The sequence below is a fragment of the Peribacillus sp. YIM B13472 genome, assembly GCF_042788005.1.
Taxonomy (GTDB): domain Bacteria; phylum Bacillota; class Bacilli; order Bacillales; family DSM-1321; genus Peribacillus; species Peribacillus simplex_E.
The window spans coordinates 18,342-42,507 of sequence record NZ_JBHZPG010000042.1; the positions used below are offsets into that span (position 1 = coordinate 18,342).

The following is a 24,166-nucleotide window of genomic DNA, read 5'->3' on the forward strand; positions in this document are numbered from 1 at the left end:
CATTAACCTATCAGCAGAAAACCGTCGAGGGGATGCTTTTTCGAATAAATCAACCGATGGGAAGGATAATTCGGCCTTCCTCCGATAAAACAAAAAAGCCGGTTCCCCAAGTTCCAGGAATCCTGCTTTTTTGTTTAATGATAAGTTCATTTTATAGGGCACGGTACTTTTTTAAACTAATAATATTGATGGTGATAAAAACGGCTGCAAATGCAAGGAGAATGAGAAGATCCAGTAATACCTCATTGATCGTGAAGCCTTTGTACATAATGCCGTTCATGGCATCCGATGCGTAATAGAGAGGCATGATCTTCCCGAATTTTTGCAGCCAGTCTGACATGCCATCCAATGGGAAAATCCCTGTAAAGAAGACTTGCGGCACTATGACCAGCGGAATGAATTGTACCATTTGGAATTCAGATGTCGCGAAACTCGATAGTAATGTACCAAGCGATAATGCAACGAGCGCGACCAGTATATTCGTCAGTAAAACGAGCCAAATCGAGCCAACAAGGACGATATCCAATACATTGACAGCATATAGTACGACAATTATGGTTTGAACGAGAGCAAATAATCCATATCCGATCACATAGCCCGCCACAATTTCGTATCTTTTAATCGGGGTGGCAAGCAGCCGTTCCAATGTACCACTTGTACGCTCTTTCAAAAGCGCGATCCCCGCTATTAAAAATACAAAGAAGAACACGAAAAAGCTGACGAGCATCGGACTGAAAGTATCAAAACCCTTTGTGTTGGCATCCCCGTATACATATTGCTCCTCAATTGAAGGAGTGTTTTTTTCATTCCCTTGCAAAGCCTGCATCATTTGCATTTGAACGGCCTTTGCACGTGACGGTTCGTCGTTCAATAGTGTCAGTTTCATTTTGCCGTTTTCAACATGCAGCCAGCCATCCGAATCATTTTCTATCATTTTTTCCTGTGAAAATTCCTCAGCAGCCGTTACTTGAAAATCCGCTTGTTTCAATGCTTTGACCATGGTTTCATCACTGCCTGTAACAACGAGTTTCAAATCACTTGCTTCTGTATCGAAAATAAAATACATGAGCGTTAAAATGAGCAATGGAGCCAGGAAAAATAAAGCGAGTGTCCTTCGATCCCGTCGCAGCTGCTGGGTAATTCGAGTAACTAGAGAGGCAATTCTCATTTTAGGCCACCCCCAATCCTTAAAAAAACATCATCAAGCGTTTCCGCGGCAAATTGTGTTTTTAAAGCTGCCGGGGTTCCTGTCGCGATGATTTCACCTTCACGCAGCATCGCCAGTTTATCGCATCGTTCCGCTTCATCCATCACATGCGTCGTGATGATGATCGTCTTATGATCTTCTTTTCTTAAACGCTCAAGTTCCTGCCAAATCGATTGCTTCAGCAAAGGGTCTATTCCTACTGTCGGTTCATCCAAAATAAGAATCGCCGGATTTTGGATAAGTGCAACCGCCAATGACAGACGGCGTTTCATTCCCCCGGAATAATGCGCAACCCGAACATTCAAATCATTCGTCAACTGTACGATTTCAGCTGCATATTGAATGCGTTCCCTTCGTTCCTTTTTGGAAAAACGGTAAAGCTTCGCAAAAAATTCGAGATTTGCAGCTCCCGTCAGTTCTGTATATAAAGCATCGGACTGTGCCATATAGCCGACATCCATTAACAGTGCTTCATTTGGCACTTCATGATCCAGAACCGTGACTTTACCCGCATCGGGCTTAATCAATCCGACAATCATTTTAATCAAGGTCGTCTTTCCGCATCCGGATGGACCTAACAAGCCAAAAATTCCGCTTTTTTCAATATTCAGGCTCAATGGCTGAATGACCTTTTTCTGATGAAAACCTTTGGCAATTCCTTCAATGGAAATCGCGTTTTTCAATGTACACACATCCTCCCTCTTTAATTAACACGGTGTTGAGTGTATCATCATTCTAAGGTAGGATTTGGTCTAATACAATCAACACATTTGGAAAAATGTTCAGTGAAGGAGACATTCCATGGCATCGATTCATGAGGATATGGTACAAAAGACGAAGATGCAGATACAACATCATTTTATTGCACTCGTTGAAACAGAAGGATTCTCACATGTATCAGTGAAGAAAATTGCAGAGCGCGCCAACATTAATCGGGGCACATTCTATTTGCATTACACAGATAAATATGAATTGATGGATCACTTACAGCAGGAATTGTTAAATGAACTTCAAACTCGAATTACTGCCATTTTGCCGAAAGAGGCTTTTATGGCTCTTCATCAAAAACAGCTTTACCCGCCCTTCGTAGCGATTTTTCAATTCATCAGTGAACATGCCCACGCTTTGAGGGCCATTCTTGGTGATCAGGGCGATCCTTCTTTTGCAAAAAAAATAAAGCGCGTATTCGGTGAAGTACTATTGGAGCGTTTGATCAGCCAGCATCCAGCAGCTAAAAATGAAGCGTTCCGCAAGTATATGCACGCCTTCCTGACATCGGCGATTTTAGGGGTGATACAGGAGTGGCTGGAGAATCTTGAAGAGCAAACGGTGGAAGAAATGGCGAAAATCCATTTTCAAATCTTGAACTTCATCAGCCAATTGCATACATTCATCCAATGAACGATTCATTAGGCATGTTCCATCAACATGCCTTTAAATCTGATTACATTTTGTCCTCCGCTCCTATATTACCAACGGAATAATACCTGCCCTTAGAGATGCTCATAGCAAAAAAACTCATTTAAAATAAATGAGTTTAAAAGCAAAACAAGATATGGATTTTTCGCTCAGCGTTCCCGGATAGCACACAGGGATTACATAATTGAATACCGCTAATGAATGTTGGATTCAGTTAATTTACCTTAGGGAAAACAATTTTAAAAACGGATTCTTTTTCTTATCCGTTATCCTTAACTCATCCATGATGATTTGATCCTCATGATCGGCTATCCATTTCCTTAGTGCATCTTTATCCTGGCATTGTGTTAAATATGTCTGGCCACCCTTGCCTGTAGCATTAATAACATATCTATTGAACGTCTTCTCCATAATTGCCCGCCTTTTTAATAAAATGTATTGAATTTTTTAAATACGAATGCAATGCTTTTTTTCTTTATCATTTACAAAAGAAACATAATATATATAGTACAAATCTTGATTGGCAATAGCGTGTTCTGCTTGAAAGTATTGAATAAAGTACATCAATGCTGGTTATCATAATCAGATTAATCGAACCTATCATAATGTGCTAACTAATATTTGTCAATACGTTTTTAAAATGTAAATAAACCGTAAATTTTCAGTCTTATTAAAGAAATATTTTTTTACGATTTAGGGGTTTACAACTGCTAAAACATGGGAGTAGAATACGTTTATCAATTTAATGCATTTCGGCCTAAACTCAAGGGAATTGAGTACGGAGGACCCAATCAATGGGGGTTAATTCTGCCTTGCAGAAGGGATGAGATCAGCTCTTTCGCCATCCTACCCGTCAGCTAACTTCGTCGGCTAAAGCGAAGGAGGTCATAAGACCGCCTATTTCGGGAGCTTTTTTGCACGCTTTTTGTGGCAATAAAGCCATTCGATGTTTTCGCAGGTCTTTTTATTATGCCTTTAAAAAGAGGAAAGCAGATTTATGATTAAAATATCATACAGTTTCACACAATTTTTTTATGGGTAGGGATGATCATTTGAAAATGTCAAAAAATTTATTGGATCCGCCAAAAATACTTGTACTCGGCTTTGCCATCCTGATACTTATTGGGGCCTATTTATTAACCCTGCCGATTTCCACTGAAAATGGCAATGGTCTTTCTTTTCTGGATGCTTTATTCACCTCGACTTCCGCTACATGTGTAACAGGACTGGTCGTAGTGGATACAGGAACGACCTTCACCACTTTTGGTGAGTTGGTCATCTTAACACTGATTCAGATAGGCGGTTTAGGGTTTATGTCATTTGCGACATTTTTCTTTTTCCTTTTAGGCAAAAAGATTTCTTTAAAAGGCAGGTTACTCTTGCAGGAGTCCTTAAATAATCTATCCATGGCAGGTGTAGTCAGGTTAGTTAAACGGCTTTTAATTTTCACGGCCATCATTGAGGGCATGGGTGCCCTTATTTTATCGATTCGCTTTTCTTTTGACATGCCAATCGGAAAAGCAATCTATTACGGGGTATTTCATTCCATATCGAATTTCAATAATGCTGGCTTTGATTTAATGGGTGAATTCAAGAGTTTGACCCCTTATGTATCGGATCCCTTCGTAAGCCTTACGGTCGTCTTCCTCATCACGTTTGGGGGAATAGGTTTTATCGTGATGAATGAACTATACGAATATCGGAATATCCATCGTTTATCCATACATACTAAGGTTGTTCTGACGACTAGCTTGGCACTTACGATTGCCGGCGCAATTTTAATCTTTTTATTCGAGTTCGGCAATGCCAAGACATTGCAGCCTTTATCTTTCATGGGTAAAATGCTGTCATCTCTATTTCAATCGGTTTCACCACGGACGGCAGGCTCCAATACGTTGAATATCCCTGATTTAACTCAGCCTACATTACTGCTCATCATTTTCTTGATGTTCGTCGGGGCTTCACCCGGATCGACTGGTGGCGGGATTAAAACGACTACATTGGCAACGCTTGTCGGAACGGTTTGGTCACAGATTAAAGGAAAGGGTGATGTGGTATTATTCCGTCACCGCATCGTGAGTGAAACGATCTTTAAAGCATTATCCGTTACATTCATTGGCGTATTCATGGTTTCAATCATCTCCATTCTGCTGACCATCACTGAAAGCGGAAGTGACTTCTTGATGATTTTATTTGAAGCCACTTCAGCATTTGCCACCGTGGGACTTTCAATGGGTTTGACCCCCGAATTATCACCGGTTGGCCGGATGCTCATCATTTTCACGATGTTTGCAGGCCGTGTGGGTCCTTTGACTTTGGCCTTTGCCATCGCTATGAGGCGCAAACCAGATTCTTTCCGACGTCCAAAAGGAAAAATCATGATTGGTTAATTATAAATGAAGGAGTGTAAAAGATGGGAAAACGACAATATGCCGTGATCGGTCTAGGCAGATTCGGAACCAGTGTGGCCCATAGATTATATACGGCTGGCCAAGAGGTATTGGGTATTGATGTCAACGAGGAAAGAGTCGAGAGTGCGGAGCTGAGCGTTACCCATGCGATCATGGCGGATACGACTGAAGAAGAGACATTGAGGTCAATCGGAATCCGTAATTTCGATTGTGTTATCGTAGCCATTGGAAATGACATGCAATCGAGCATTTTAACTACCTTGCTTTTAAAAGAGCTTGGGGTCGATAAGGTCATTGCCAAAGCACTTAATAAAAATCACGGTCAGGTGCTCACTAAAGTCGGGGCCGACTGGGTCATCTATCCTGAGCGGGATATGGGGGAACGAGTCGCGAATCAGCTCCTTTCCCCTAACATGCTGAACTATATAGAGCTTTCTAAAGAATACAATATCGAGGAAATCATCCTCCCCATGAGCATGAAGGGAAAAAGCCTCAGGGAGCTAGATTTGCGTGCAAAATATAATATCAGCGTCATTGCCATCGTGAGTAATGGAGAAATTATCATAGCACCCTCACCGGAATTGGAAATCCATGAAAAAGATATGCTTTTAGTGGTTGGCAATAAAGAAGATCTAGCCGTCTTTGCCAATATTGAATAATCCAGCCGGTTCCGGCTCTTGCATTGTGGAGCCCGGTACCCATTTTGAATGCAGCATCACTTATCCATGCGAGAAGACCGCCATATGGAGGTCTTCTCTCTGATATTTATAACGAGCACCCCTCTGCCCTGGATATGTATGTATTATTTTATCGTACCGATTGCTTGGGCAAGAGTGGACTTTATCGTCACTTTATCAAAAGGCAGTTGAAGCTTAACGGCAGTTATGGCTATTTCCGGCCGAAGTCCTGAAACGGTTGTTTGAATACCGATCAAATGTAAGGATTCAATCAATTGTGACAGCTGGTGAGCGGATGCACCATCAATTGCATGAACGCCCGATAGGTCAATGAAAAGCCTTGTGACATTTTTTTCAGCGCATTTTTGTAATGTGTTTTCAAGCAAGGACATGCCCCTCGTCGTGTCAATATCGCCTATCAAGGGAAGCAAAGCCGTGTTATCTTTAAGGGAAATGATGGGCGTGCTCAATTCATCGATCGTTGCCTGTTGGGCTTTCATGATTTTATTGGCATATCTATGATTCGCTTCCGTAAACCACTCCATCACTTCACTGAACACCTTCACCACTATCCGATACCAGGAATTTATTTCGTCCTGTGTGTATTTATCTCCATGCAATCCCACAAACTGGTCAATATAATCCAGGTATTGCTCTTGTGTCCGAAAAAACTCCCTCAATATAAAATAGATGGGTGTATTTAAATGCTGCTCATCCTGACCGATATCTTCAATCCAATCACCAAGCCGCTTAAAGAATTCCCTCTCCTCTGTAACAAAGACCTGAAAGAAACGTAAATGGAATTCATTATTTTGCTGCTTAAGTTTTTTAATCACTTTGAGATCGGTTGAGCTATAAACCCCCGCCTTATCGTTTTTATTCAATGTTGCGTACCAATCCTCAGTCAATTGTCCTGCCACACCCAATAAAAAGGAATATAGTTCTTTATTTCTGTGCATAAGTTTCTCCACCTATTTTTTTTATAAAATAGCCTTCCAATTGGTCTCAGTAATCAATAAATCCAATGCAGCTAATTACAGAAATCAGCATTGTCAGGTTATTGAAATATCATCAAAGTAAGCATCGAAGATAACCTCTTCCTTACTTAAAATCTTATGATCTGATGCCCATTGGTCCCCTCTTTCCATATACCTTCCCAGCCGTTTTTGAAACCATACAAACACTGTTTTTCAAAAAAAATCTGCAAGAACCTACATCTATTATTCTGGTAAATCTGCGTTCACCCAAATCACTTTTTTAATTATAGTTTACCATTTTTATATTTCGTTAACAAATCCTCCCTTTTCTTTATAACAAAAAAGGACCTGCTCCCAGATCCTCAGTTCATCACCTTTTCGCCCATCTTATGAGGATTACTTTTTCATAAATAAGGCCGTCCATAAACCTTGCACCCCAAACGTTTCATCCGATTGTTCCATTTTCCTCATTTTACGTATTTCCATCACTTCAAATTCCTTGAAGATCATTCTGAGTTTTTGTTCAGTAAAACCTAATCCGCCTTTAAGGCTTCTTTGCCTATATACCTCCCAATCTGAAATGCCAGCACCACCCAATATGCCGCCTTCGACAAAACAAGTAATCGAATATAATCCGTTAGGCCTTAACGCCTTTTTCACCATCTCCAAATAATTGATCCTTCGATGTGGAGCAATATGATGAAAGCAACCTGAATCATACACGAAGTCATATTGCCCTTGCTCAATATCCAAATCAAATATATTCCTTTGAATGAAGTTCACGTGCACTTTCTTTTCTGCCGCTCGTTCTTTTCCCCATTCCAGTGCAGCCTTCGAAAGATCCACCGCATCAACGGAACAGCCCTTTTGAGCGAGATAAATGGCATTTCTTCCAGGTCCGCACCCAAGCTCAAGCACCTTTCCTGGCCCAATTAACCCACCATCAAAATATGTAACCAAATTCTCATCAGGGACATTTCCGAAAAAGGGAACCCCTTTTTCACGGTCTTCATAAAAACCATTCCAGAATCCAGTTGGCTCACGCAATAACGAGTCCAGCATATTCAATAGATCTTCATAGGTTGTAATCGTCTCCGACAATACCATCACCTCTTCCCCATTGTATCCCACCATTTAATTATACTGGTCTCAGCCTGTGCCTATGTAACAGCTGCATCAAAAATACGTAACATATGGCGTTCAGACACTATTGGACCTTGTTATTAAATAATGTTCACTGGAATTTAAAGGCATCAAAGATGACTTCAAACTACCTTCCGATGGTAAGATCCACACTTACTTAATAACCCAATGAACAGCTCTTTATCCACGTTAGAGAAGACATGGTTTTTATATATGCATGTCAAATATGACATGCTCTTTACAGCGGATCATTAACAGACTATCCGAAGGGAAAAGAGGAGTCAGGATCCTATTTTTTTAGCTTCCAAACAACAAAACCCAGCTCTAAGATGTATCCTGATGTCTTTAAACCCGCGTTGCATCAAGTTACTTTCTATCTCCTTTATGGAATACAGTTTAAAGTCCGTTGTTCGCTCCATCAATTCCATTTTGGATTTATCCATTATTGATAATAGGAGCCTTCCATTCGGTTTTAACACTCGGTATGCTTCACTTAAACCGCGTCCAATATCATCCCAAAAATAAATCGTATGGACGGTGAATACTTTATCAAAGAAGTCATTTTTAAAAGGTAAGCTTTCAATATCGGAAACCTGTATATCCACCACCCCAGCATTCAGATGCTTCCTATTCTTCCTCATTGCTACTTTGACCATCTCTTCTGAAATGTCGACACCGTAATTTTTGCCAAGAATGTTCCTTTGAGCCAATCTGGATAATGTGGAGCCATTTCCGATTCCGACTTCCAGAATGGTATCATTTCCATTACTATCCAATAAGCTAATTGTCCAATCATTTATGGCATGGTTGCCTTTCTCCATATACCTTCCCACCCATTTGGATAGGGGTCCTTTCGGGTTTTTCAATTGACTCCCGATCCACTTCTGAAACATCCCTCATCCACCTTCTATCAAATCCGTTTACTGATGATTATCTTTCTATACATTCCATTCAGCATGATCGGTCGATCTTCTTCAATTTTCATATTCTTATCATGTCTACTGAACAAGTCTTCAAACCGCAAGCCAATATCCGTTCCTAAAAATCTAATGATGGGCCGCAGAAGCTTTTTGGGTAGTGAAAGCACTTCATCTTTAGAAATAAACTTATCGAATAGTATGATTTTCCCCTCGCCTTTTAAAACCCTGATCATCTCCCGAAGGCATTCATTGGCATCAGGTACGACGGAAAGAATCAAACTTCCCACTATATAGTCAAACGATTCATTATCGAATTCCATATGCTGTGCATCCATCTCAATGAAATTTATTGATGTATTTTCATATTTCTCCATCGCTTTTTTTAGCATATCGGCTGACAGGTCTATCGCCGTTATCTCCAGGTCAAGGTTCTTGATCAACTCCAAATCGGCCCCCGTACCTACGCCCACAAACAGAACCTTTGCATGATCTTGAAAATGCATCTCTTCAAATATTCTTTTCCTGGCATCTAAAAAGAGATGCGAATTGAAGATTTTGTCATAAATCGGCGACCAAACCTTATAAATCACTTTATTCCACGAATTATTCAAATCCCCACCCCCTTGCTTATTTTTTCTATAAAGCATTAAAAATCCCTTCCAAGCGGATATTATATCTGGCTAATTAGTAAGATTAATCTCCATGCGGCGCTTCCCTCCCGCTTAAATGCAGACCTTACACCTGAAGAATTCATTTTAAACATATTACCTTGACTGTCATAGTAATATACTATAAGATATACCAAAGGAGGTGAGGATTTGGTTCAACGACAACTATCCTCTGACTTGCTTCGCGGACATGTAGATACGATGATTCTAAAACTCCTGCAAAGTGGCGATAAATATGGTTATGAAATCAGCAAACTGATATATATGGATTCGGATGAACAATATGAAATTAAGGAAGCGACGATGTATTCCAGCTTAAAACGACTGGAAAAGGACGGATGCATCATCTCTTATTGGGGAGATGCCACACAAGGCGGGAGAAGGAAATATTACAAAATCACCCCGATCGGGGAAGACACATATATCCAAAATAAAAATGACTGGGAGCAGGCCAAGCGAATACTTGAGCGCCTCTTGTAAGAAAGGAAGATGGAATGTGATTGAAAAACTGAATGCACATGTTCATAACATTTTTGCCCCGTACAAAAGTGCAAAAACAGCAAAGGAATTGGAAGAAGAACTGCTGCAAAACTTACTGGAAAAATACAATGACCATAGAAGGAATGGTGCCAGTGAGCAGGAAGCGTATAAGCTGACTGTGGATTCGATTGGGGAAGTATCAGAGCTCATGGAATCGCTCAATCTGCAATACAATGTGCTTGAGCAGGCGATAAGCATGGACTATTCCAGGCAACGCTTATTGGATTCCGACTTCCGTTCGGTTTCGGTGCATGATGGAAAATTTAATTCCTGCGATTTAAGCCGTTCTGATTTCAGCCATTCCGACCTGACGAACAGCACATTTAAAAGCACTAACTTAAATAATTGCATCTTTGAAAACGCCAATTTAACCAGTACCTTATTTAAAAGTGCAAATTTAAAAGGAGTAACTTTCAAGAACTGCATTTATAATAAAACCCATTTTAAAGGTTGTAATTTATCTGGTCTTATATTTGATGGGGAAACATTCAAACAAACCATTTTCGAGGGTTCTTCATTGAAAAAGGCATCATTTCGCGATGCCACACTCATCAATGTTCAATTTCGGATGTCCGATTTAAAGAAAATCGACTTTACTGGAGCTTCGATGGATAAACTCACTTACAACTTTTTACATGGAGCTAAGGTTGATCTTAGCGGCGTGACCATCATCTAAAGGAGGCTTTGACTATACCGACAGCGATTGTAGCTATCCACCTCAATCATTTGCGTGACCGTGTTTCTGACTGCGGTCGTTTTAAAAGGAATGAGCATGGGAGATTGATTCAATAAGAACCCTGTGCTAAGACATGAAACGTCTTAGCACAGGGTTTTTATATGCTTATCATTCAACCGCCCATCCTTCTCTGCATGAACCTTTAGACTTCCACTTCAAATTCTTTAACGTAGATAGCATTCCCGGTGATTTCTATATCGTATATGTCATGGTTTTTGGTAGCCGTAACGCGAACTCTGCCATCCTTCCCGATTTCATGTCCCTGTTCGATTAGCAGGTACACCTCATCTTCAAGATCATTCTTTATGTATTTTGCATAATAAGCGCCCATTACACCTGAAGCCGTCCCCGTAACAGGGTCTTCAAGCGTACCTGAAAATGGCGAGGAAAAATGCCGGGCATGCATATGGGCATCACTATCATACGTTTCCAGGCAAAAGGGATGAACAGAAGCTCTTGGCATTTCCTTTAATAATTGCGGAAACAGTTTATTGTTCGCTTTCATCTTTTTGAATGAATCGCGTTCTTTTACCGGAACCAGTAAAGTCCATAAGCCTGTACTTCCATAAACAATAGGTAATTCATTTTCCAGATCTTCTATATCAAGGCCCAGGGAACTGGCCAAGCTGCCCTTATCTCCGCTAAACGCCTCAAACTGTGGCGCGGCCTGCTTCATCGTAATGTAAACCTCTTGATCCGCGGTCGTATGGATCTTGATTGGCAATATTCCCGCTCCTGTTTCAATCATCAGCTCATCTTTATCCAATAACCCCCTGGTCTTCAGTGCATGGATGGTAGCCATTGTCGCGTGTCCGCAAAGATTCATTTCATGTCCTGGTGTAAAATAACGGATTCTAAGATCCGCAATATCGGACTCCATGGGAAATGAGGTTTCATTGAAACCCACCTTCAGAGCTATATCCTGCATTTCCTTTTCCGTCAGTCCATCCGCATCTAAAACCACACCTGCCGGATTTCCTTTATTCGGTTTACTACTGAACGCATCGTAATGAAAAACCCTTACCATTTTCAAATCTAACATCTCCTATTAAACGAATGGTGCTTCTCTTTTAATAGTAATTCTATATCTCCATCAAGATCCCTTTTTCGTCCTATACTCAGTGAAACGCCCATTGATTTTATTTTCTGACTATTGTACAATTACTCAAATTCATCTAATTGTAAAATTCCATGAAGGGAAGGAGTACGTTATTGGTTCTGTTCCAAAGAGAGCTGGTGCTTTGCTGAAAGCCAGTGTCCAGAATATAACCGAAAATCACCCCCGAGAAGTAAAGCCGAATCTTCAGTAAGCTTTACCGGTTTCCCCCGTTATATGGGACGACGTACTATTGTGCGTTTGTAAAGGGCAGTAATGTGCTCTCGAAGCATTTTATGAAACAAGAGTGGTACCGCGAGTTCAAATCTCGTCTCTTAATGAGACGGGATTTTTTGTTTTTATCATAATCAATCAAAATAACGGAAAAGCAGGTGCAGGAATAATGCAGACGCTATTATTTGTAACAGATTTATACTATGAAGCAAAAGGAAGAAATTATTATGAGGAGGATTTGTTCCTTACTTCGAAGCTTAGAGAAGATTTTCAGTTAGTACTTTGCCATCCTGAAGACATTGAAACGTTTGAAAAGAATTTTGACCTAATCGTATTTCGAAATGCCGGTCCAGTCGCGAATTTTAAAGATAAGTATCTAGCATTCCGAAACAGAGTGGCAGCTGGTTATTTGAATACGTACAATTCATTTGTTGGAAAGGCTGATATGAACGGGAAGGAATACTTAATTGAACTGACGAATGCTCAATTCCCTGTCATTCCGACCATCGATACACTTGAATCCTTAAATAAACTTCCTGATGTGGAAACGTATATAGTCAAGCCAAAAGATGGAGCGGATTCCATAGGTTTGGAATTTGCCACGAAAGAAGAATTGGGAGATAAAATGGATTCAGAATCAAAGAACACATTGGTGCAGCCATTTATCAACTTTGAGTATGAAGTATCTTTTTATTTTATCGATACGGAATTTCAGTATGCCCTTTATGCGCCTGACAAAGAGAAAAGATGGGAATTAAAAGAATATATACCTACTGAAGCAGACCTGGCCTTTGCTAAACGATTTATTGAATGGAACAATCTTGATTGGGGAATCCAGCGCGTTGATGCCTGCCGGAATGAACAAGGTGAACTTTTATTAGTAGAACTGGAAGATCTAAACCCCTATCTTTCCCTGTTGGAATTAACCGATGAAACACGTCAGAATTTTGTAAAAGCCATGAAAAAATCAATCCAGAAAGCACTTCAGGCTTAGTATAAAGTGCGAGGTAGGCCGAATAACTGCGGACCATGATTATAAAATAACCTGGAAGTTGCAGTTGATTTCAGAAATCCATTGAGTTTTTCATTTCATATAACACAGTAAAAATCATGTAGGATATCTTCCAATAAAAAAAACTGCAGGCAAACTCGTATTTCTTAGAGTTTGTCTACAGTTTGAAACGACTTTTAATCTATCCGTACCTTTAATTCATTTGCGATTTATGCCATTTCCACGCACTTTCAATGATTTCTTCCAAATCTATCGATGCTTTCCATCCAAGCTCTTCATATATCTTATTAGCCGAAGCAACCAGGCGTGCTGGATCTCCAGGGCGACGGTCTGCATACTCTATGGTCGGTTTCACACCCGTGACTTTTTCGCAAGTGTCGATTACATCCTTAACAGAAAATCCTTTTCCATTTCCAAGATTGTAGATGGCCGTATCCTTCTTCCCGGATAATAGGGCTTGAAGCGCGATTATATGGGCTTGAGCTAAATCCGTTACATGGATATAATCACGGATGCAAGTGCCATCTTCTGTGTCATAGTCCGTACCAAACACGGAAATCTTCTCACGTTGACCTAATAAATGCTGTAAAATAATCGGAATCAGGTGTGTTTCCGGATCATGGCTTTCACCGATTTCTGCCGATGCATGTGCTCCGGCCGCATTAAAGTAACGCAAGACGACATAATGAAGTCCATATGCTTTTGCGAAGTCTCCTAAGATCTGCTCTACCATCAATTTGGAGCGGCCATATGGATTAATCGGATTGGTTGGCTGATCCTCATCAATCATATCAACATTCGGTATCCCGTAAGTAGCTGCCGTTGATGAAAAAATGAAATTCTTAACATCATGCTTGAGCATGGTATTCAACAATGTAAGAGTTGCACCTACATTATTATCATAGTATTTATAAGGATCTTGGACAGACTCCCCAACCAAGCTATTTGCAGCAAAGTGCATAACAGCTTTAATGGGATACTTAAGGAATATATCATTCAAGACCGCCTCGTCCCCTAAATTTCCTTCCACCAAGATGGCCTTCGAATCGACCAGCGAACGAAAACCGGTTGAGAGATTATCCAGAATGACAACCTCTTCAGTATTCACTAACTCTTTTACAAGATGACTTCCAATATATCCTGCACCGCCAACGACCAAAATCATATAGAATTTCCCCTTTTACTTTAAGCTTAAATGAATTCTTGCCAATTTTCGCAACCTATATATGCCATTAGTGTGAGAGACTCCTCTAATTTTAGGAACCTCCCTCATTTTATAAGCATTTATTGAAAGTTTCCATGGCCAATCCATTATATTGGGTGTAATCAAACTTCGCTAGTTTAGGATTATCATTACTAACCATGGTAGATAAGCCCTTTTCCAATCCATCTATGCTATTTTCGACAAGTAAACCATATTTACCGTTTTCCAAAACGGTTCGGTTAGCCACTATATCAGTAGCCATGATTTTCATTCCTAAAGTCATTGCCTCCAATAAAACCATAGGCTGCCCTTCATAATGTGAAGAAAGAACGAAGCAGTCACATTTTTCCATGAACGAAAATGGATTTTCTAGCTGGCCCAAAAGATGAATGGAATGATTTAAGTCCAGCTCATCAATGATTGCCTGCAAATCTTCCTTTAAAGGTCCTTGTCCTAAAATATACAGTTTACTATTTTTGTGTTTTTCATGAAAGCCTGCGAATGCACGAATCAAATTATCTTGACCTTTTTCAGGTGATAATCTTCCCATATTGACAAAGTTAAAATCATTTTTATCAGGATATGGAACGAATTGATTATTCACTTCCAATCCATGTACCTCTTGTATGCTTAACGCCTGTTTATCGATCCAGCCTATAGATATCCCATCCAATAATATATGGGCATAAGTACCAAGTTGAGTAACCGCTTCTTTATCGAATTCCACGATCCGGCCATTGAAGCTTGGCCCATTTTCCAAGACCATGGCATCTTGCAGCCCATAAGGCTTATCCCAAATATTATAATCGCCCAAGTTAATTTCGGCAGTGCCTCGCACTTCCCGTTCTTTTAACAGGATTGGCTCTTCTATGACTTCGAATGCCCCCGTATTTAACCAGCCTATTTTCTTATTATCGATTTCGAAAAGGTAATAGCCGCCTTTGTTGGTTCTGTTATACTTTATGATTCTGACGATTTGCCCTTCATAATCGATTGCCTTGCTCACTTTCTTAGCCTTATAGTTCGGATAAGCCTTCGTCCAGATCGTATGGTCTTCCGGATTAGTTATTTTTCCGTACTTCTGATTACCCGTGTTTATTTCCTTCAGCGTCCTATTCTCAATCTTATCAATGAACTTTTTATTGTTTTTATAGTTTCTGGATATTATATACTTTCTTTTCATCATGATTTGCAGCTTGTCATTTAAACTCATATCTTCATTGATTGTACAATGTTCAAGCATGGATAAAGCCGAATTATCTATCCAGCCTATTATTTTATCTTTTACAGATATTCTGCTATAAATCGAATGCTGAGTTTTTGCTTCCTTATCGACGTTTACAATGATCCCTTTAAAATCATGACTGCCAGAAATTTTGTACGTTCCTTCAACCTTATACGGCAACGACCAAATATAATTCGATCGAGGTCTTACTAACCTTGCAATCTTATCCACTTCTTTTTCATAAATGATGCTGTCTGGCAACAGATCCACAGCTTTTTCACTAATCCAGCCAATGATTTGATTGTTATGGCTGAATTTGTAAAAAATGTTCTGATCAGCATAGGCCTTTCTCGAAATCGCGATTTCAGCACCTTCAAATCGTTCTTCCAGTGGAAATTGGGCGGCATTCGAAATTCCCGGAAGGGTATTCCAAACATGATTATCCATAACATCCTTTAATATCGCCCTTGCTTTGAAGTTTTCTGTGATCAATGCCTTTTCATCATTTTCGATAACTTCAGATTCATTTGGCTCGATTTGAAGGATTTTATCCGGGTTGATTGAATTCATTACATAATCAAATTTATTGTAGTCTGCATACTCCGATAGATTCTTACGGTTTAATTCCATCGTTCCCTCAGAAACACTTACCAGTTTATCAAATCGATTGTATACCGAAAAAATCCCTCTTAGATTAATACGGTGAGGTCTCTTTCCATTAATGATGCGCTCACTATCAGAAAGCAAATCATTATGCATATAACAAACTTTCTTTTTTGCATCTGCCGCAAGCAGATATTTAGCCCAATAATGGCTATAACCGCTAAAATCGATCACAAAATCAAACTTCGTTTTACCGAATAAACGTGCATGCTCTCTAATATAGGCATTTTCCGGGTAAAGCTTCTTCCCTAAGAACCCTCTTTCCCCTCTGTTATGGATGAATTTATCTTTGTAGACTTCCAAAAATTTATACACAGGCAAGCCAGGTTTGAATAGAAAACGCACATTCTTATTAACCTTGCCCATATTTTTCAAAACCTCGTGCGAGTGAGGAGTGGCAGTAAAACAGCTGACATCATATTTATCATAATCAATATTATTCATTAAGTTAAGGAAAGAGGATGTAATTCCGTTATCCCTCAATCCACCTGGATAAATTAATATTTTTTCCTTTACGGAATCAAGGCCAGTAATTGTGTTCAGTTGTTTCGTAGACTTATTGAAAATATTCTTGACTATTCTCTCTGTTACTTTTCCATCCTCATGGTTCGTGAATTTTTCCTGCATTTTTTTATATTTATCGGAATATCTCAATTTCACATTTTTAATATCTTTTATGGCCAGTGCCAATTCTTTTGAGTTAAAAAGCATCGGTCCCGGGAGTTCATCATTTTGGAGATATTGACCCCTTTGCTCAGCATAAACGTCCGTATCCCATGTGTAGAATAGAATTGGCTTGTCCGTAACAAGGTAATCAAAGAAGATGCTGGAATAGTCCGTGATAAGCAAATCGACTGCAGCAAGCAATTCATTTGTATCCACATGGTCAGGTATTAGTCGATCCTTGATTTCCGAATGCTTGGCAGCTTCTTTATATAGAAATGGATGCACCTTAATGAATAGGTTATATCGTTCACCGATTTGGCTTTGTAAATCATTAATATCTGCAATGATTTGCAGAAGATCGTTATCTACTTTGGCCAGATTCGTCCCCTTCCAAGTCGGGGCATATAAAATATTTTCCTTAGCATCACTGATTTTCAAACCTAGAGTTCTTAGATAATCCTTATACTCCCCCGGATTCGTGTTCAGCGTCAAATCGATCCTCGGATATCCTTCTTCTATAATTTCACCTTTATACAATCCATTTAACTTATAGCTATGTGTAAATATGTTGGTAGTATGGGCATTAGGGCTCAAAATGAAATCCGCACTTAAAAAGTTCCTAACGACGTTTTGAGAGACCGAAGGGTTACCGGGTATATCAAAGCCCATATTCTTAAGGGGCGTTCCATGCCAGGTATTGATGTAAATTTGGTCGCTTTTAGGGATGAAGAAAGACTGGAATGTGGAGTTATTGATTAAATACTCACTTGTTGCCAACCATTTTAAATATTCCTTTGAATTACGTTGAACAAATTGAACATTCGGCATATCCTTATACTTCGTTATTACACCTGAGAGGACACTGAAATCCTGGATGGACCAAATGTGCATAAAATCTTGATAGTCTTGATTTTCCAGCATATATTTAAACATCGCGTATGGACTGTCAGTCATACTGTTTCCATCACGACTCTCATATAGGATTGTGTTTTTTTGCACGCTTAATTTCTCATAATACTTTGCATATGTATTTACACGCTGATGATTTTCCTTCATTAGGAAATTGGCGATAGGCTGTTTAAGGAAATCGACTTTTCTTTTTATTACCTTCTTATTCACTAAATAAGCATCCCCTTTTATCGATTTATATTCACCATTCAAAATTATGTTTGCCGTTCATTAACCCAAAATAACAACTATGAATGATCAATAGTTGGAGATTTTTTTAATGATTACTCTATTAAATTAAAAGTTTATGAATGGGCAGTAAAAGTTTATTTGTCCACTGCCTTGTGCAGTTCGAGGATATTTTCCATTACTTTTATGATATCGTCCCTTAAATCAGGACGTTGCAGGGCAAATTCAATGGTCGTTTTCACAAAACCATCAACAACACCTACATCAAAGCGTTTTCCTTCAAAATCGTAAGCGAAGACTTTTTGGATTTCATTCAGTTTTTGGATGGCATCCGTTAACTGGATTTCACCGCCGGCTCCTGTTTCCTGCTTGGCCAGGAAATCGAATATTTCCGGAGTCAGGATGTATCTTCCCATGATGGCTAAATTGGATGGTGCCGTTCCTTGTTTTGGTTTTTCGACGAAACGGTTCACTTCGTACCTTCTGCCTTCTTGCGTAAGCGGGTCAATGATGCCGTATCTATGTGTTTCGTTCTCATTTACCGGCTGCACTCCAATGATGGACGAACCTGTCGCATCATATTCGTTGATTAATTGACGTAGGGAGGGCACATCGCTTTCCACGATATCATCTCCTAAAAGGACGGCAAAAGGCTCATCACCTATAAAATTACGTGCACACCAAACAGCATGTCCGAGGCCCCTCGGTTCTTTTTGCCTAATGTAGTGGATATTAGCTAAATTGGATGGGTATTGCACCTTCTCCAATAAATCGAATTTACCTTTATCCCTCAAATTATTCTCTAGTTCGTAAGCATTATCAAAATGATCTTCTATCGCTCGTTTATTCTTTCCTGTGACAATGATTATATCTTCGATTCCCGCTTTCACGGCTTCTTCTATAATATATTGAATAGTTGGTTTGTCGACTATTGGCAGCATTTCTTTAGGCATTGCCTTCGTTGCGGGCAAAAATCTAGTTCCCAATCCCGCTGCAGGTATAATGGCCTTTTTAACTTTTTTCATTCTTTGTAACTCCTTCATATTAAAATAAATCTACAAAAAACACCAAATTTTTCTGAATCATCCTTTTTATAGTAACATAGACTCGTTTTTTGTAAATATATTAACAGAAAAAATACCCTTCTTTTGTAAATGTACCCATAATTAAAACTTCCATCCAATGCAATATCCCGCTTTCTTTTTGAAAATAAAGCCATTCCCCGATATTTCAGGAAAATACCTTATTTTTTTCACTATACGACTAATAGGTCCAAGGGCCTGATTATTTAGCTCCACTTATCATTTCATTCGTTTTTAAGACAACTACATTTGGAGGTTTTAAAAGATATCCAATATTAGTGCACCTGTCTGATTACCATTCAGCACCACATATTCGCCATCTTTATTTTTAACGGCGATACTGGGTCGTCTGCATCCGGACCTGTTGCGATCAACAGGTCTGCCTATAATCCGGCCATTTCAACGTAAAAAAATGGACGTCACCACAAGGAGCGACGTCCACTAAATTATTCAGCTTCGGCAACAACGGTAAAGCGCTGGTTGATGTGCTGCGGATTTTCAATTTCATCAAGTACTGCAATGGCAAAATCGGCATAACTTACATAGCTTTCACCCTTTGAGTTTACAAGAAGATTGTCTTTACCCAGTGTATACCCACCTGTTCTATTTCCTTGCGGATCAAAGAAGGCAGAAGGACTGATGAACGTCCATTGGATGCCAGTGGCATTTTGTAGATCGCCAAGGTTCTTGGATTGATTATAGGCTGTTGCAAAGTATTCTTTAGGGAACTCAGGCGTATCCAGTACACGAATCGTTTTTGCCTCGTCAACGAAAAGGCTTCCAGCTCCGCCAACAACGATCAGTTTAGTTTGAGGAGCGCCTTTCATTGCCTCAATCAAGATTTTTCCTGCCTCGACATGCAGATGTTCTTTCCCTGGAGCAGCGCCAAATGCATTCACTACCACATCGAATCCTTTAATATCTTCTGCTTTCAGATCAAATACGTCTTTTTCCAGTACGGATACTCCTTGAATTTGGACTTTAGCTTGATCCCTGACAATAGCCGTAACATCATGTCCCCTAGTCAATGCTTCCTTTAAAATCAGACTTCCAGCTTTTCCGCTCGCACCAATAATACCGATTTTCATTTTAAATTCCTCCTATATATTGTTTTTGAAACTTTAATTGTAACTTAATTACTTACATGTAATAATATAAGTTACAGGTTCCGTTTTGTCAACTTTATTATTTAGAAGTGTGGAGATGATATATTGCAATTTCCGGAGATATATCCTGATTTTTCGTCGATATATCGCAGTTTCCGGAGATAGATCCTGATTTTTCGTAGATATATTGCAATTTTCGGAGATAGATCCTGGTTTTTCGTCGATATATTGCAGTTTTTCGGAGATATATCCTGATTTTTCGTCGAGATATCGCAATTTCCGGAGATATATCCGAGTTTCGTCGATATATCGCAGTTTCCGGAGATATATCCTGGTTTTTCGTCGATATATTGCAATTTTCGGAGATATATCCTGGTTTTTCGTCGAGATATTGCAGTTTCCGGAGATATATCCGAGTTTCGTCGAAATATTGCAATTTCCGGAGATATATCCTGATTTTTCGTCGAGATATTGCAATTTTCGGAGATATATCCTGGTTTTTCGTCGATATATTGCAATTTCCGGAGATATATCCTGATTTTTCGTCGAGATATATATAAAAAAGCACCATTCCTTTTAGAATGGTGCGCTTAAATTACATCTTGTTTTTCTTTTTCATTAGCAGTCCCATGCAGATAGTGATGAGAGTAAAAGCGATAAAGGCCAAAAACGGGATCGTGATGAATCCTAGCCAATTTATATACTCACCTGAGCAAGGAACACCGCTTTGACACATTTCGAAATGCTTTAGTGCTGGGATTTTTTGCAGACTATAGTGATACCCTGACACCAACATGCCCAAAATCGATAATGGGAGGATGTATCGGTAAATTTTCAGGTCTTGCTCATAAAAGGCACGGCCCAATAAAATAACGAGCGGGTACATCAAGATCCTTTGATACCAACAAAAGGTACAGGGTACATAATGGAGAATCTCACTAAAATAGAGACTTCCAGCAGTGGCGATGATTGATAGGATCCAAGAAAATAATAGTGGCTTGTTCATCACTATTTCTCCTTCGCTGCATCATCGACCATTTTCTCTAAATCATCAATTGTATTTCCTTCAAACTTCTTGCCATTGACAAATAAGGAAGGAGTTCCGGTAACGCCCAATTCGTCGGCCAAATCCATATCTTTGTTCCATTGGTCCTCGGAATTACCGGCTTTAAAGGAGGAAACGACCTTTTTCACATCTTTGTCATTTGCGATTTCTTTCAATGTTTCTTCTAAGAATTTGTCCGTAAACACATCTTCCTTTTCATATTTCAGGTCCTCTGGCTGCTTATCGTACAGAAGCTCATGGAATTTCCAAAAAGTATCATTTCCTAATTCCTGATAAACACTTTCCGCAAATTTAGCGGATCTTGTTGAATCGACGTTAATGAACGAATAATTCATGAAATAAAATTGCGCTTTTCCTGTATCAATCAATTCACTTTGTATAGAAGGAAAGAATTGCTCCTCGAATGTCTTACATACTGGACATTTATAATCACCAAATTCCACTATTTGGACAGGTGCTGATTTTTCACCCAAATAAGGCTGTGATTTATAGTCGATTTCATTAACGGCTGTATCATCTTCGTCCTTCCCATTTGCCAAAAATATAAAGCCAATAATGATTACAGCAATTAACCCTACCATCCAAAATGTGAATGCTGAAGATTGTTTTGGATTACCCTTTGTTTTATTAGCCATCATATACCTCCATCACTTGTAGTTGTGTCGATTTCCTTCTCCAGCCATAGCGGCCGATTTCGGTTCCCCCTTCCTGTTGCTTTCACCTGTAACTGATTCATTTACACGTTATAATATAAGTTTCACCATGCTGGTTTGTCAATTACACATACTTTTAATTTTTGCCTTTGCAGAAACGGCGTTACTTGACAAGGATACGGTTAATGGATAAATATTATTCTTGCAGGCCATTATAACTTGTAACCACTTGAATTACATGTTAAATAATTTATACTATATAAGAATAGAGATTTTAAAGGAGAGAAAAAAGAGATGTCCATCAGTACCCGCTTTTCCGTAGGAATCCACATATTATCTCTTTTAGAAATAAACAAAGAAGGCGTTAACACTTCTGATTTTATTGCAAAAAGTGTAAACACCAACCCAGCCTTAATCAGGAAAATCACCGGCATGCTGAAGAATGCAGGTTTAGTGAACGTTCGTCCGGGTATCGCCGGAGCAACATTGGCCAAGGAATTATCGGATATCACTTTGCTTGATGTTTATCAGGCTGTCAACGTTGCCTCCGATAAAGAATTATTTGGAATCCATGAAAATCCTAATCCAGCATGCACTGTTGGAAGAAATATACAAGACACAATAGAACCCATCTTTTCAGTAGCGGAACTTGCCTTGGAAAAGGCATTGGGAGTGGTAACGATCGAGGATGTCGTTAGGGGTATTCTGGAAAAGGATAAAACTTAATAGCAAAAAAAACACATGAGTCGCACTCATGTGTTTTTTGCCGTTTCCTTATTTATACTTAGGAACTTCAATCGTCAATTTATAGGAATCTAGTAAACTATACAAATTATAAATCTGTTTCACTTGTTTTGTTGCCCAGCCAATATCAGTTGCATACTGGTGTGAAGCATATCCATATTTCTCTGCGGCTGTAGGATTCCATCTCATTTTGTAAAGCGTGTCCTGTCCAGCAGAGATATATCCTTTGGCGATGAATTCAGCACCGCCTATGATGGCCGCCTCCGGAGTGAACCAGCCTGCATTATAGGCGTATTGAGCGCCGCTGCTTAGCGCCGTTCCGTCAAATGCTCCCACTCCATACATATTATAGACCGTTTTCCCGTTAACCTTTACGCCAGTCGCTAACGGAGAAGTGCCATTCCCGGTCTCCAGCAAAGCATGTGAAATCAGGTAGATTTCATTGACCCCATATCTCTCCCCTGCCGCAGTGAAGGTTGCAGCTTGGCCTTGTAGAATCCCTTTACCTGAAAGGATTCTATTATTCACTTCAGAAACGTTCATGTTGGTGACTTGAGAGAGCTTGACGAATTGGAATGATTTGACTGGATCATTCACAAAATTATTTGGGTTAAGATTATATTCTATATCTTCCGGACTGGCATTTACCCATGTCTTGTTATAGTCCACCTCATACCAATAGTATCCGTCAGAGCCCTTTACTTTTGATTTAATATTCAATGATTGATTATTGCTGACAGGACCGACTACCCAATAATTAGATCCAGCTCCGCCCCTGACACGCCATCCGGTTCCTTTAACCGTACCTTTTGTAGAATTGATTAAAGTTACTCCATCTTCGCGTATGTAAGTTTTATAATTTTTATCCGTTTGACCATTTACGGCCATTTGAATTTCAACCATCTTTTCCATCGTAAGATTATACTCTTTATCGATCCTGATTATCGATCCATTCGAACTTCCTGGACCTTCCGGTGCTTTGACCGTTAAATATTGCGTACTGACATATCCCGTTTTTCCATTGGCCGTGACTCTTGACCAGCCATTAGATTCTGAATACACCGTTACGGCCGTATTGTTTACAAGCTTGGCTATAATTGAAGCGGAAGCTGATGCTTGTGACCGCATATTCAGACTGGAGCCATCATTCACATTTACATATTTAACTAACGTGTTTTCTTCCCCGTCCGGATTCAGCCCCGGTAAAGAACCAGGCTTCGTTGCTGATAGATATTGCGTACTGACATAACCTTCCCCGCCATACGCTTTAACTTTTGACCAGCCATTTGATTCCGAGATGACTTCTACCTCTACACCCCTTGCCAATTTCACAATGATGGAAGCACTTTCTGACGGCTTATTCCGCATATTCAGTGAACCCGAGCTGACATTTACATATTTCGTTGTCGTTTTTTCAGGTATGGATGGTTTGGTGTCCATTTCAGGCTTTGTCGTTGAAAGAAATTTAGTACTGACATACCCATCTTTCCCATTGGCCTTGATTTTCGCCCAACCTTTGGATTCCGAATAGACCGTCACTTCCGTTCCTTTTGACAGCTTTGCGACTATGCTCGCGCTTT

22 protein-coding genes, 1 riboswitch and 1 other annotated feature are annotated in these 24,166 nt (G+C 39.6%); of the genes, 7 read left to right on the plus strand and 15 right to left on the minus strand.

What is annotated here, in order from left to right; genetic code table 11:
• Positions 1-151: 151 nt before the first annotated feature.
• Together ACFX4I_RS23140 and ACFX4I_RS23145 are read right to left on the minus strand one after the other, a co-directional pair.
• The gene (locus ACFX4I_RS23140) at positions 152-1,168 is read right to left on the minus strand and encodes an ABC transporter permease (RefSeq protein ID WP_309519770.1); all 1,017 of its coding nucleotides are present in this window, start codon (positions 1,166-1,168) and stop codon (positions 152-154) included.
• Positions 1,165-1,890 (minus strand): ABC transporter ATP-binding protein, encoded by a 726-nt coding sequence (locus ACFX4I_RS23145; RefSeq protein WP_230303333.1) that lies wholly within the window; start codon positions 1,888-1,890, stop codon positions 1,165-1,167. The genes ACFX4I_RS23140 and ACFX4I_RS23145 overlap by 4 nt, the downstream gene beginning before the upstream one ends.
• Positions 1,891-2,008: 118 nt before the next feature.
• Between ACFX4I_RS23145 and ACFX4I_RS23150 the strand changes: the two genes are divergently transcribed.
• Complete coding sequence (locus ACFX4I_RS23150; RefSeq protein WP_377423293.1) at positions 2,009-2,608, plus strand: TetR/AcrR family transcriptional regulator; 600 nt, start codon at positions 2,009-2,011, stop codon at positions 2,606-2,608.
• A 237-nt stretch (positions 2,609-2,845) separates the two neighbouring features.
• Here ACFX4I_RS23150 and ACFX4I_RS23155 read toward each other — a convergent pair whose 3' ends face one another.
• Positions 2,846-3,037 carry a hypothetical protein gene (locus ACFX4I_RS23155; protein ID WP_076370632.1) on the minus strand — a complete coding sequence of 64 codons (192 nt, stop codon included), beginning with the start codon at positions 3,035-3,037 and terminating at the stop codon, positions 2,846-2,848.
• Between the two features lie 333 nt (positions 3,038-3,370).
• A riboswitch (cyclic di-AMP (ydaO/yuaA leader) is annotated at positions 3,371-3,513 on the plus strand.
• 171 nt (positions 3,514-3,684) lie between these two features.
• Between ACFX4I_RS23155 and ACFX4I_RS23160 the strand changes: the two genes are divergently transcribed.
• Entirely contained in the window at positions 3,685-5,016 is a 1,332-nt protein-coding gene (locus tag ACFX4I_RS23160; protein ID WP_230303331.1) for a TrkH family potassium uptake protein, read from the plus strand.
• Between the two features lie 23 nt (positions 5,017-5,039).
• The gene (locus tag ACFX4I_RS23165; protein WP_283932237.1) at positions 5,040-5,696 is read left to right on the plus strand and encodes a potassium channel family protein; all 657 of its coding nucleotides are present in this window, start codon (positions 5,040-5,042) and stop codon (positions 5,694-5,696) included.
• A 143-nt stretch (positions 5,697-5,839) separates the two neighbouring features.
• On the opposite strand, the gene ACFX4I_RS23170 is transcribed toward ACFX4I_RS23165, so the two are convergent.
• From ACFX4I_RS23170 to ACFX4I_RS23185, 4 genes are all read right to left on the minus strand, one after another.
• Positions 5,840-6,673: an STAS domain-containing protein gene (locus ACFX4I_RS23170; protein WP_377423297.1), complete on the minus strand. Its 834-nt coding sequence runs from the start codon at positions 6,671-6,673 to the stop codon at positions 5,840-5,842.
• Between the two features lie 414 nt (positions 6,674-7,087).
• Complete coding sequence (locus ACFX4I_RS23175; protein WP_377423315.1) at positions 7,088-7,792, minus strand: class I SAM-dependent methyltransferase; 705 nt, start codon at positions 7,790-7,792, stop codon at positions 7,088-7,090.
• A 323-nt stretch (positions 7,793-8,115) separates the two neighbouring features.
• Positions 8,116-8,727, minus strand: a complete 612-nt coding sequence (locus ACFX4I_RS23180) for a class I SAM-dependent methyltransferase (RefSeq protein ID WP_283932239.1) — start codon at positions 8,725-8,727, stop codon at positions 8,116-8,118.
• 17 nt (positions 8,728-8,744) lie between these two features.
• Positions 8,745-9,365 (minus strand): class I SAM-dependent methyltransferase, encoded by a 621-nt coding sequence (locus ACFX4I_RS23185; protein ID WP_377423299.1) that lies wholly within the window; start codon positions 9,363-9,365, stop codon positions 8,745-8,747.
• A 258-nt stretch (positions 9,366-9,623) separates the two neighbouring features.
• Here ACFX4I_RS23185 and ACFX4I_RS23190 point away from each other — a divergent pair, with 258 nt between their 5' ends.
• Both ACFX4I_RS23190 and ACFX4I_RS23195 read left to right on the plus strand, forming a co-directional pair.
• Complete coding sequence (locus ACFX4I_RS23190) at positions 9,624-9,902, plus strand: PadR family transcriptional regulator (RefSeq protein WP_370662603.1); 279 nt, start codon at positions 9,624-9,626, stop codon at positions 9,900-9,902.
• 16 nt (positions 9,903-9,918) lie between these two features.
• Positions 9,919-10,638 (plus strand): pentapeptide repeat-containing protein, encoded by a 720-nt coding sequence (locus ACFX4I_RS23195; protein WP_230303326.1) that lies wholly within the window; start codon positions 9,919-9,921, stop codon positions 10,636-10,638.
• A gap of 202 nt (positions 10,639-10,840) precedes the next feature.
• Here the strand turns inward: ACFX4I_RS23195 and ACFX4I_RS23200 are convergent, their stop codons facing one another.
• Positions 10,841-11,731 carry a PhzF family phenazine biosynthesis protein gene (locus tag ACFX4I_RS23200; RefSeq protein ID WP_377423301.1) on the minus strand — a complete coding sequence of 297 codons (891 nt, stop codon included), beginning with the start codon at positions 11,729-11,731 and terminating at the stop codon, positions 10,841-10,843.
• Between the two features lie 149 nt (positions 11,732-11,880).
• Positions 11,881-12,133 (plus strand) — a binding site (T-box leader).
• Positions 12,134-12,197: 64 nt separating this feature from the next.
• Here ACFX4I_RS23200 and ACFX4I_RS23205 point away from each other — a divergent pair.
• Positions 12,198-13,022, plus strand: a complete 825-nt coding sequence (locus ACFX4I_RS23205; protein ID WP_377423304.1) for an ATP-grasp domain-containing protein — start codon at positions 12,198-12,200, stop codon at positions 13,020-13,022.
• A 211-nt stretch (positions 13,023-13,233) separates the two neighbouring features.
• Here ACFX4I_RS23205 and galE read toward each other — a convergent pair whose 3' ends face one another.
• The 6 genes from galE to ACFX4I_RS23235 form a co-directional block, all read right to left on the minus strand.
• The gene (galE, locus tag ACFX4I_RS23210; protein ID WP_283932243.1) at positions 13,234-14,205 is read right to left on the minus strand and encodes a UDP-glucose 4-epimerase GalE; all 972 of its coding nucleotides are present in this window, start codon (positions 14,203-14,205) and stop codon (positions 13,234-13,236) included.
• Positions 14,206-14,314: 109 nt separating this feature from the next.
• Positions 14,315-17,917: a CDP-glycerol glycerophosphotransferase family protein gene (locus ACFX4I_RS23215; protein WP_377423306.1), complete on the minus strand. Its 3,603-nt coding sequence runs from the start codon at positions 17,915-17,917 to the stop codon at positions 14,315-14,317.
• A gap of 155 nt (positions 17,918-18,072) precedes the next feature.
• Entirely contained in the window at positions 18,073-18,960 is an 888-nt protein-coding gene (galU, locus tag ACFX4I_RS23220) for a UTP--glucose-1-phosphate uridylyltransferase GalU (RefSeq protein WP_230303321.1), read from the minus strand.
• A gap of 503 nt (positions 18,961-19,463) precedes the next feature.
• On the minus strand, positions 19,464-20,105 hold the full coding sequence (locus tag ACFX4I_RS23225) for an NAD(P)-dependent oxidoreductase (protein ID WP_377423309.1): 642 nt from the start codon (positions 20,103-20,105) through the stop codon (positions 19,464-19,466).
• Positions 20,106-20,718: 613 nt separating this feature from the next.
• On the minus strand, positions 20,719-21,129 hold the full coding sequence (locus ACFX4I_RS23230; protein ID WP_230303319.1) for a disulfide oxidoreductase: 411 nt from the start codon (positions 21,127-21,129) through the stop codon (positions 20,719-20,721).
• A 2-nt stretch (positions 21,130-21,131) separates the two neighbouring features.
• Complete coding sequence (locus tag ACFX4I_RS23235) at positions 21,132-21,824, minus strand: DsbA family protein (RefSeq protein ID WP_377423311.1); 693 nt, start codon at positions 21,822-21,824, stop codon at positions 21,132-21,134.
• A gap of 312 nt (positions 21,825-22,136) precedes the next feature.
• Here ACFX4I_RS23235 and ACFX4I_RS23240 point away from each other — a divergent pair, with 312 nt between their 5' ends.
• Positions 22,137-22,568 (plus strand): Rrf2 family transcriptional regulator, encoded by a 432-nt coding sequence (locus ACFX4I_RS23240; protein WP_098373022.1) that lies wholly within the window; start codon positions 22,137-22,139, stop codon positions 22,566-22,568.
• A gap of 48 nt (positions 22,569-22,616) precedes the next feature.
• On the opposite strand, the gene ACFX4I_RS23245 is transcribed toward ACFX4I_RS23240, so the two are convergent.
• A partial coding sequence (locus tag ACFX4I_RS23245) for an SH3 domain-containing protein (protein ID WP_377423313.1) occupies positions 22,617-24,166 on the minus strand: 1,550 nt, incomplete at its 5' end.

Bases quoted from the DNA above. Each gene is read 5' to 3' on its own strand.
- ACFX4I_RS23140 (WP_309519770.1), bottom strand. From the start codon at position 1,168: ATGAGAATTGCCTCTCTAGTTACTCGAATTACCCAGCAGCTGCGACGG.
- ACFX4I_RS23150 (WP_377423293.1), top strand. From the start codon at position 2,009: ATGGCATCGATTCATGAGGATATGGTACAAAAGACGAAGATGCAGATA.
- ACFX4I_RS23155 (WP_076370632.1), bottom strand. From the start codon at position 3,037: ATGGAGAAGACGTTCAATAGATATGTTATTAATGCTACAGGCAAGGGT.
- ACFX4I_RS23160 (WP_230303331.1), top strand. From the start codon at position 3,685: ATGTCAAAAAATTTATTGGATCCGCCAAAAATACTTGTACTCGGCTTT.
- ACFX4I_RS23165 (WP_283932237.1), top strand. From the start codon at position 5,040: ATGGGAAAACGACAATATGCCGTGATCGGTCTAGGCAGATTCGGAACC.
- ACFX4I_RS23170 (WP_377423297.1), bottom strand. From the start codon at position 6,673: ATGCACAGAAATAAAGAACTATATTCCTTTTTATTGGGTGTGGCAGGA.
- ACFX4I_RS23180 (WP_283932239.1), bottom strand. From the start codon at position 8,727: ATGTTTCAGAAGTGGATCGGGAGTCAATTGAAAAACCCGAAAGGACCC.
- ACFX4I_RS23190 (WP_370662603.1), top strand. From the start codon at position 9,624: ATGATTCTAAAACTCCTGCAAAGTGGCGATAAATATGGTTATGAAATC.
- ACFX4I_RS23205 (WP_377423304.1), top strand. From the start codon at position 12,198: ATGCAGACGCTATTATTTGTAACAGATTTATACTATGAAGCAAAAGGA.
- galE (WP_283932243.1), bottom strand. From the start codon at position 14,205: ATGATTTTGGTCGTTGGCGGTGCAGGATATATTGGAAGTCATCTTGTA.
- galU (WP_230303321.1), bottom strand. From the start codon at position 18,960: ATGAAAAAAGTTAAAAAGGCCATTATACCTGCAGCGGGATTGGGAACT.
- ACFX4I_RS23225 (WP_377423309.1), bottom strand. From the start codon at position 20,105: ATGAAAATCGGTATTATTGGTGCGAGCGGAAAAGCTGGAAGTCTGATT.
- ACFX4I_RS23230 (WP_230303319.1), bottom strand. From the start codon at position 21,129: ATGAACAAGCCACTATTATTTTCTTGGATCCTATCAATCATCGCCACT.
- ACFX4I_RS23235 (WP_377423311.1), bottom strand. From the start codon at position 21,824: ATGGCTAATAAAACAAAGGGTAATCCAAAACAATCTTCAGCATTCACA.
- ACFX4I_RS23240 (WP_098373022.1), top strand. From the start codon at position 22,137: ATGTCCATCAGTACCCGCTTTTCCGTAGGAATCCACATATTATCTCTT.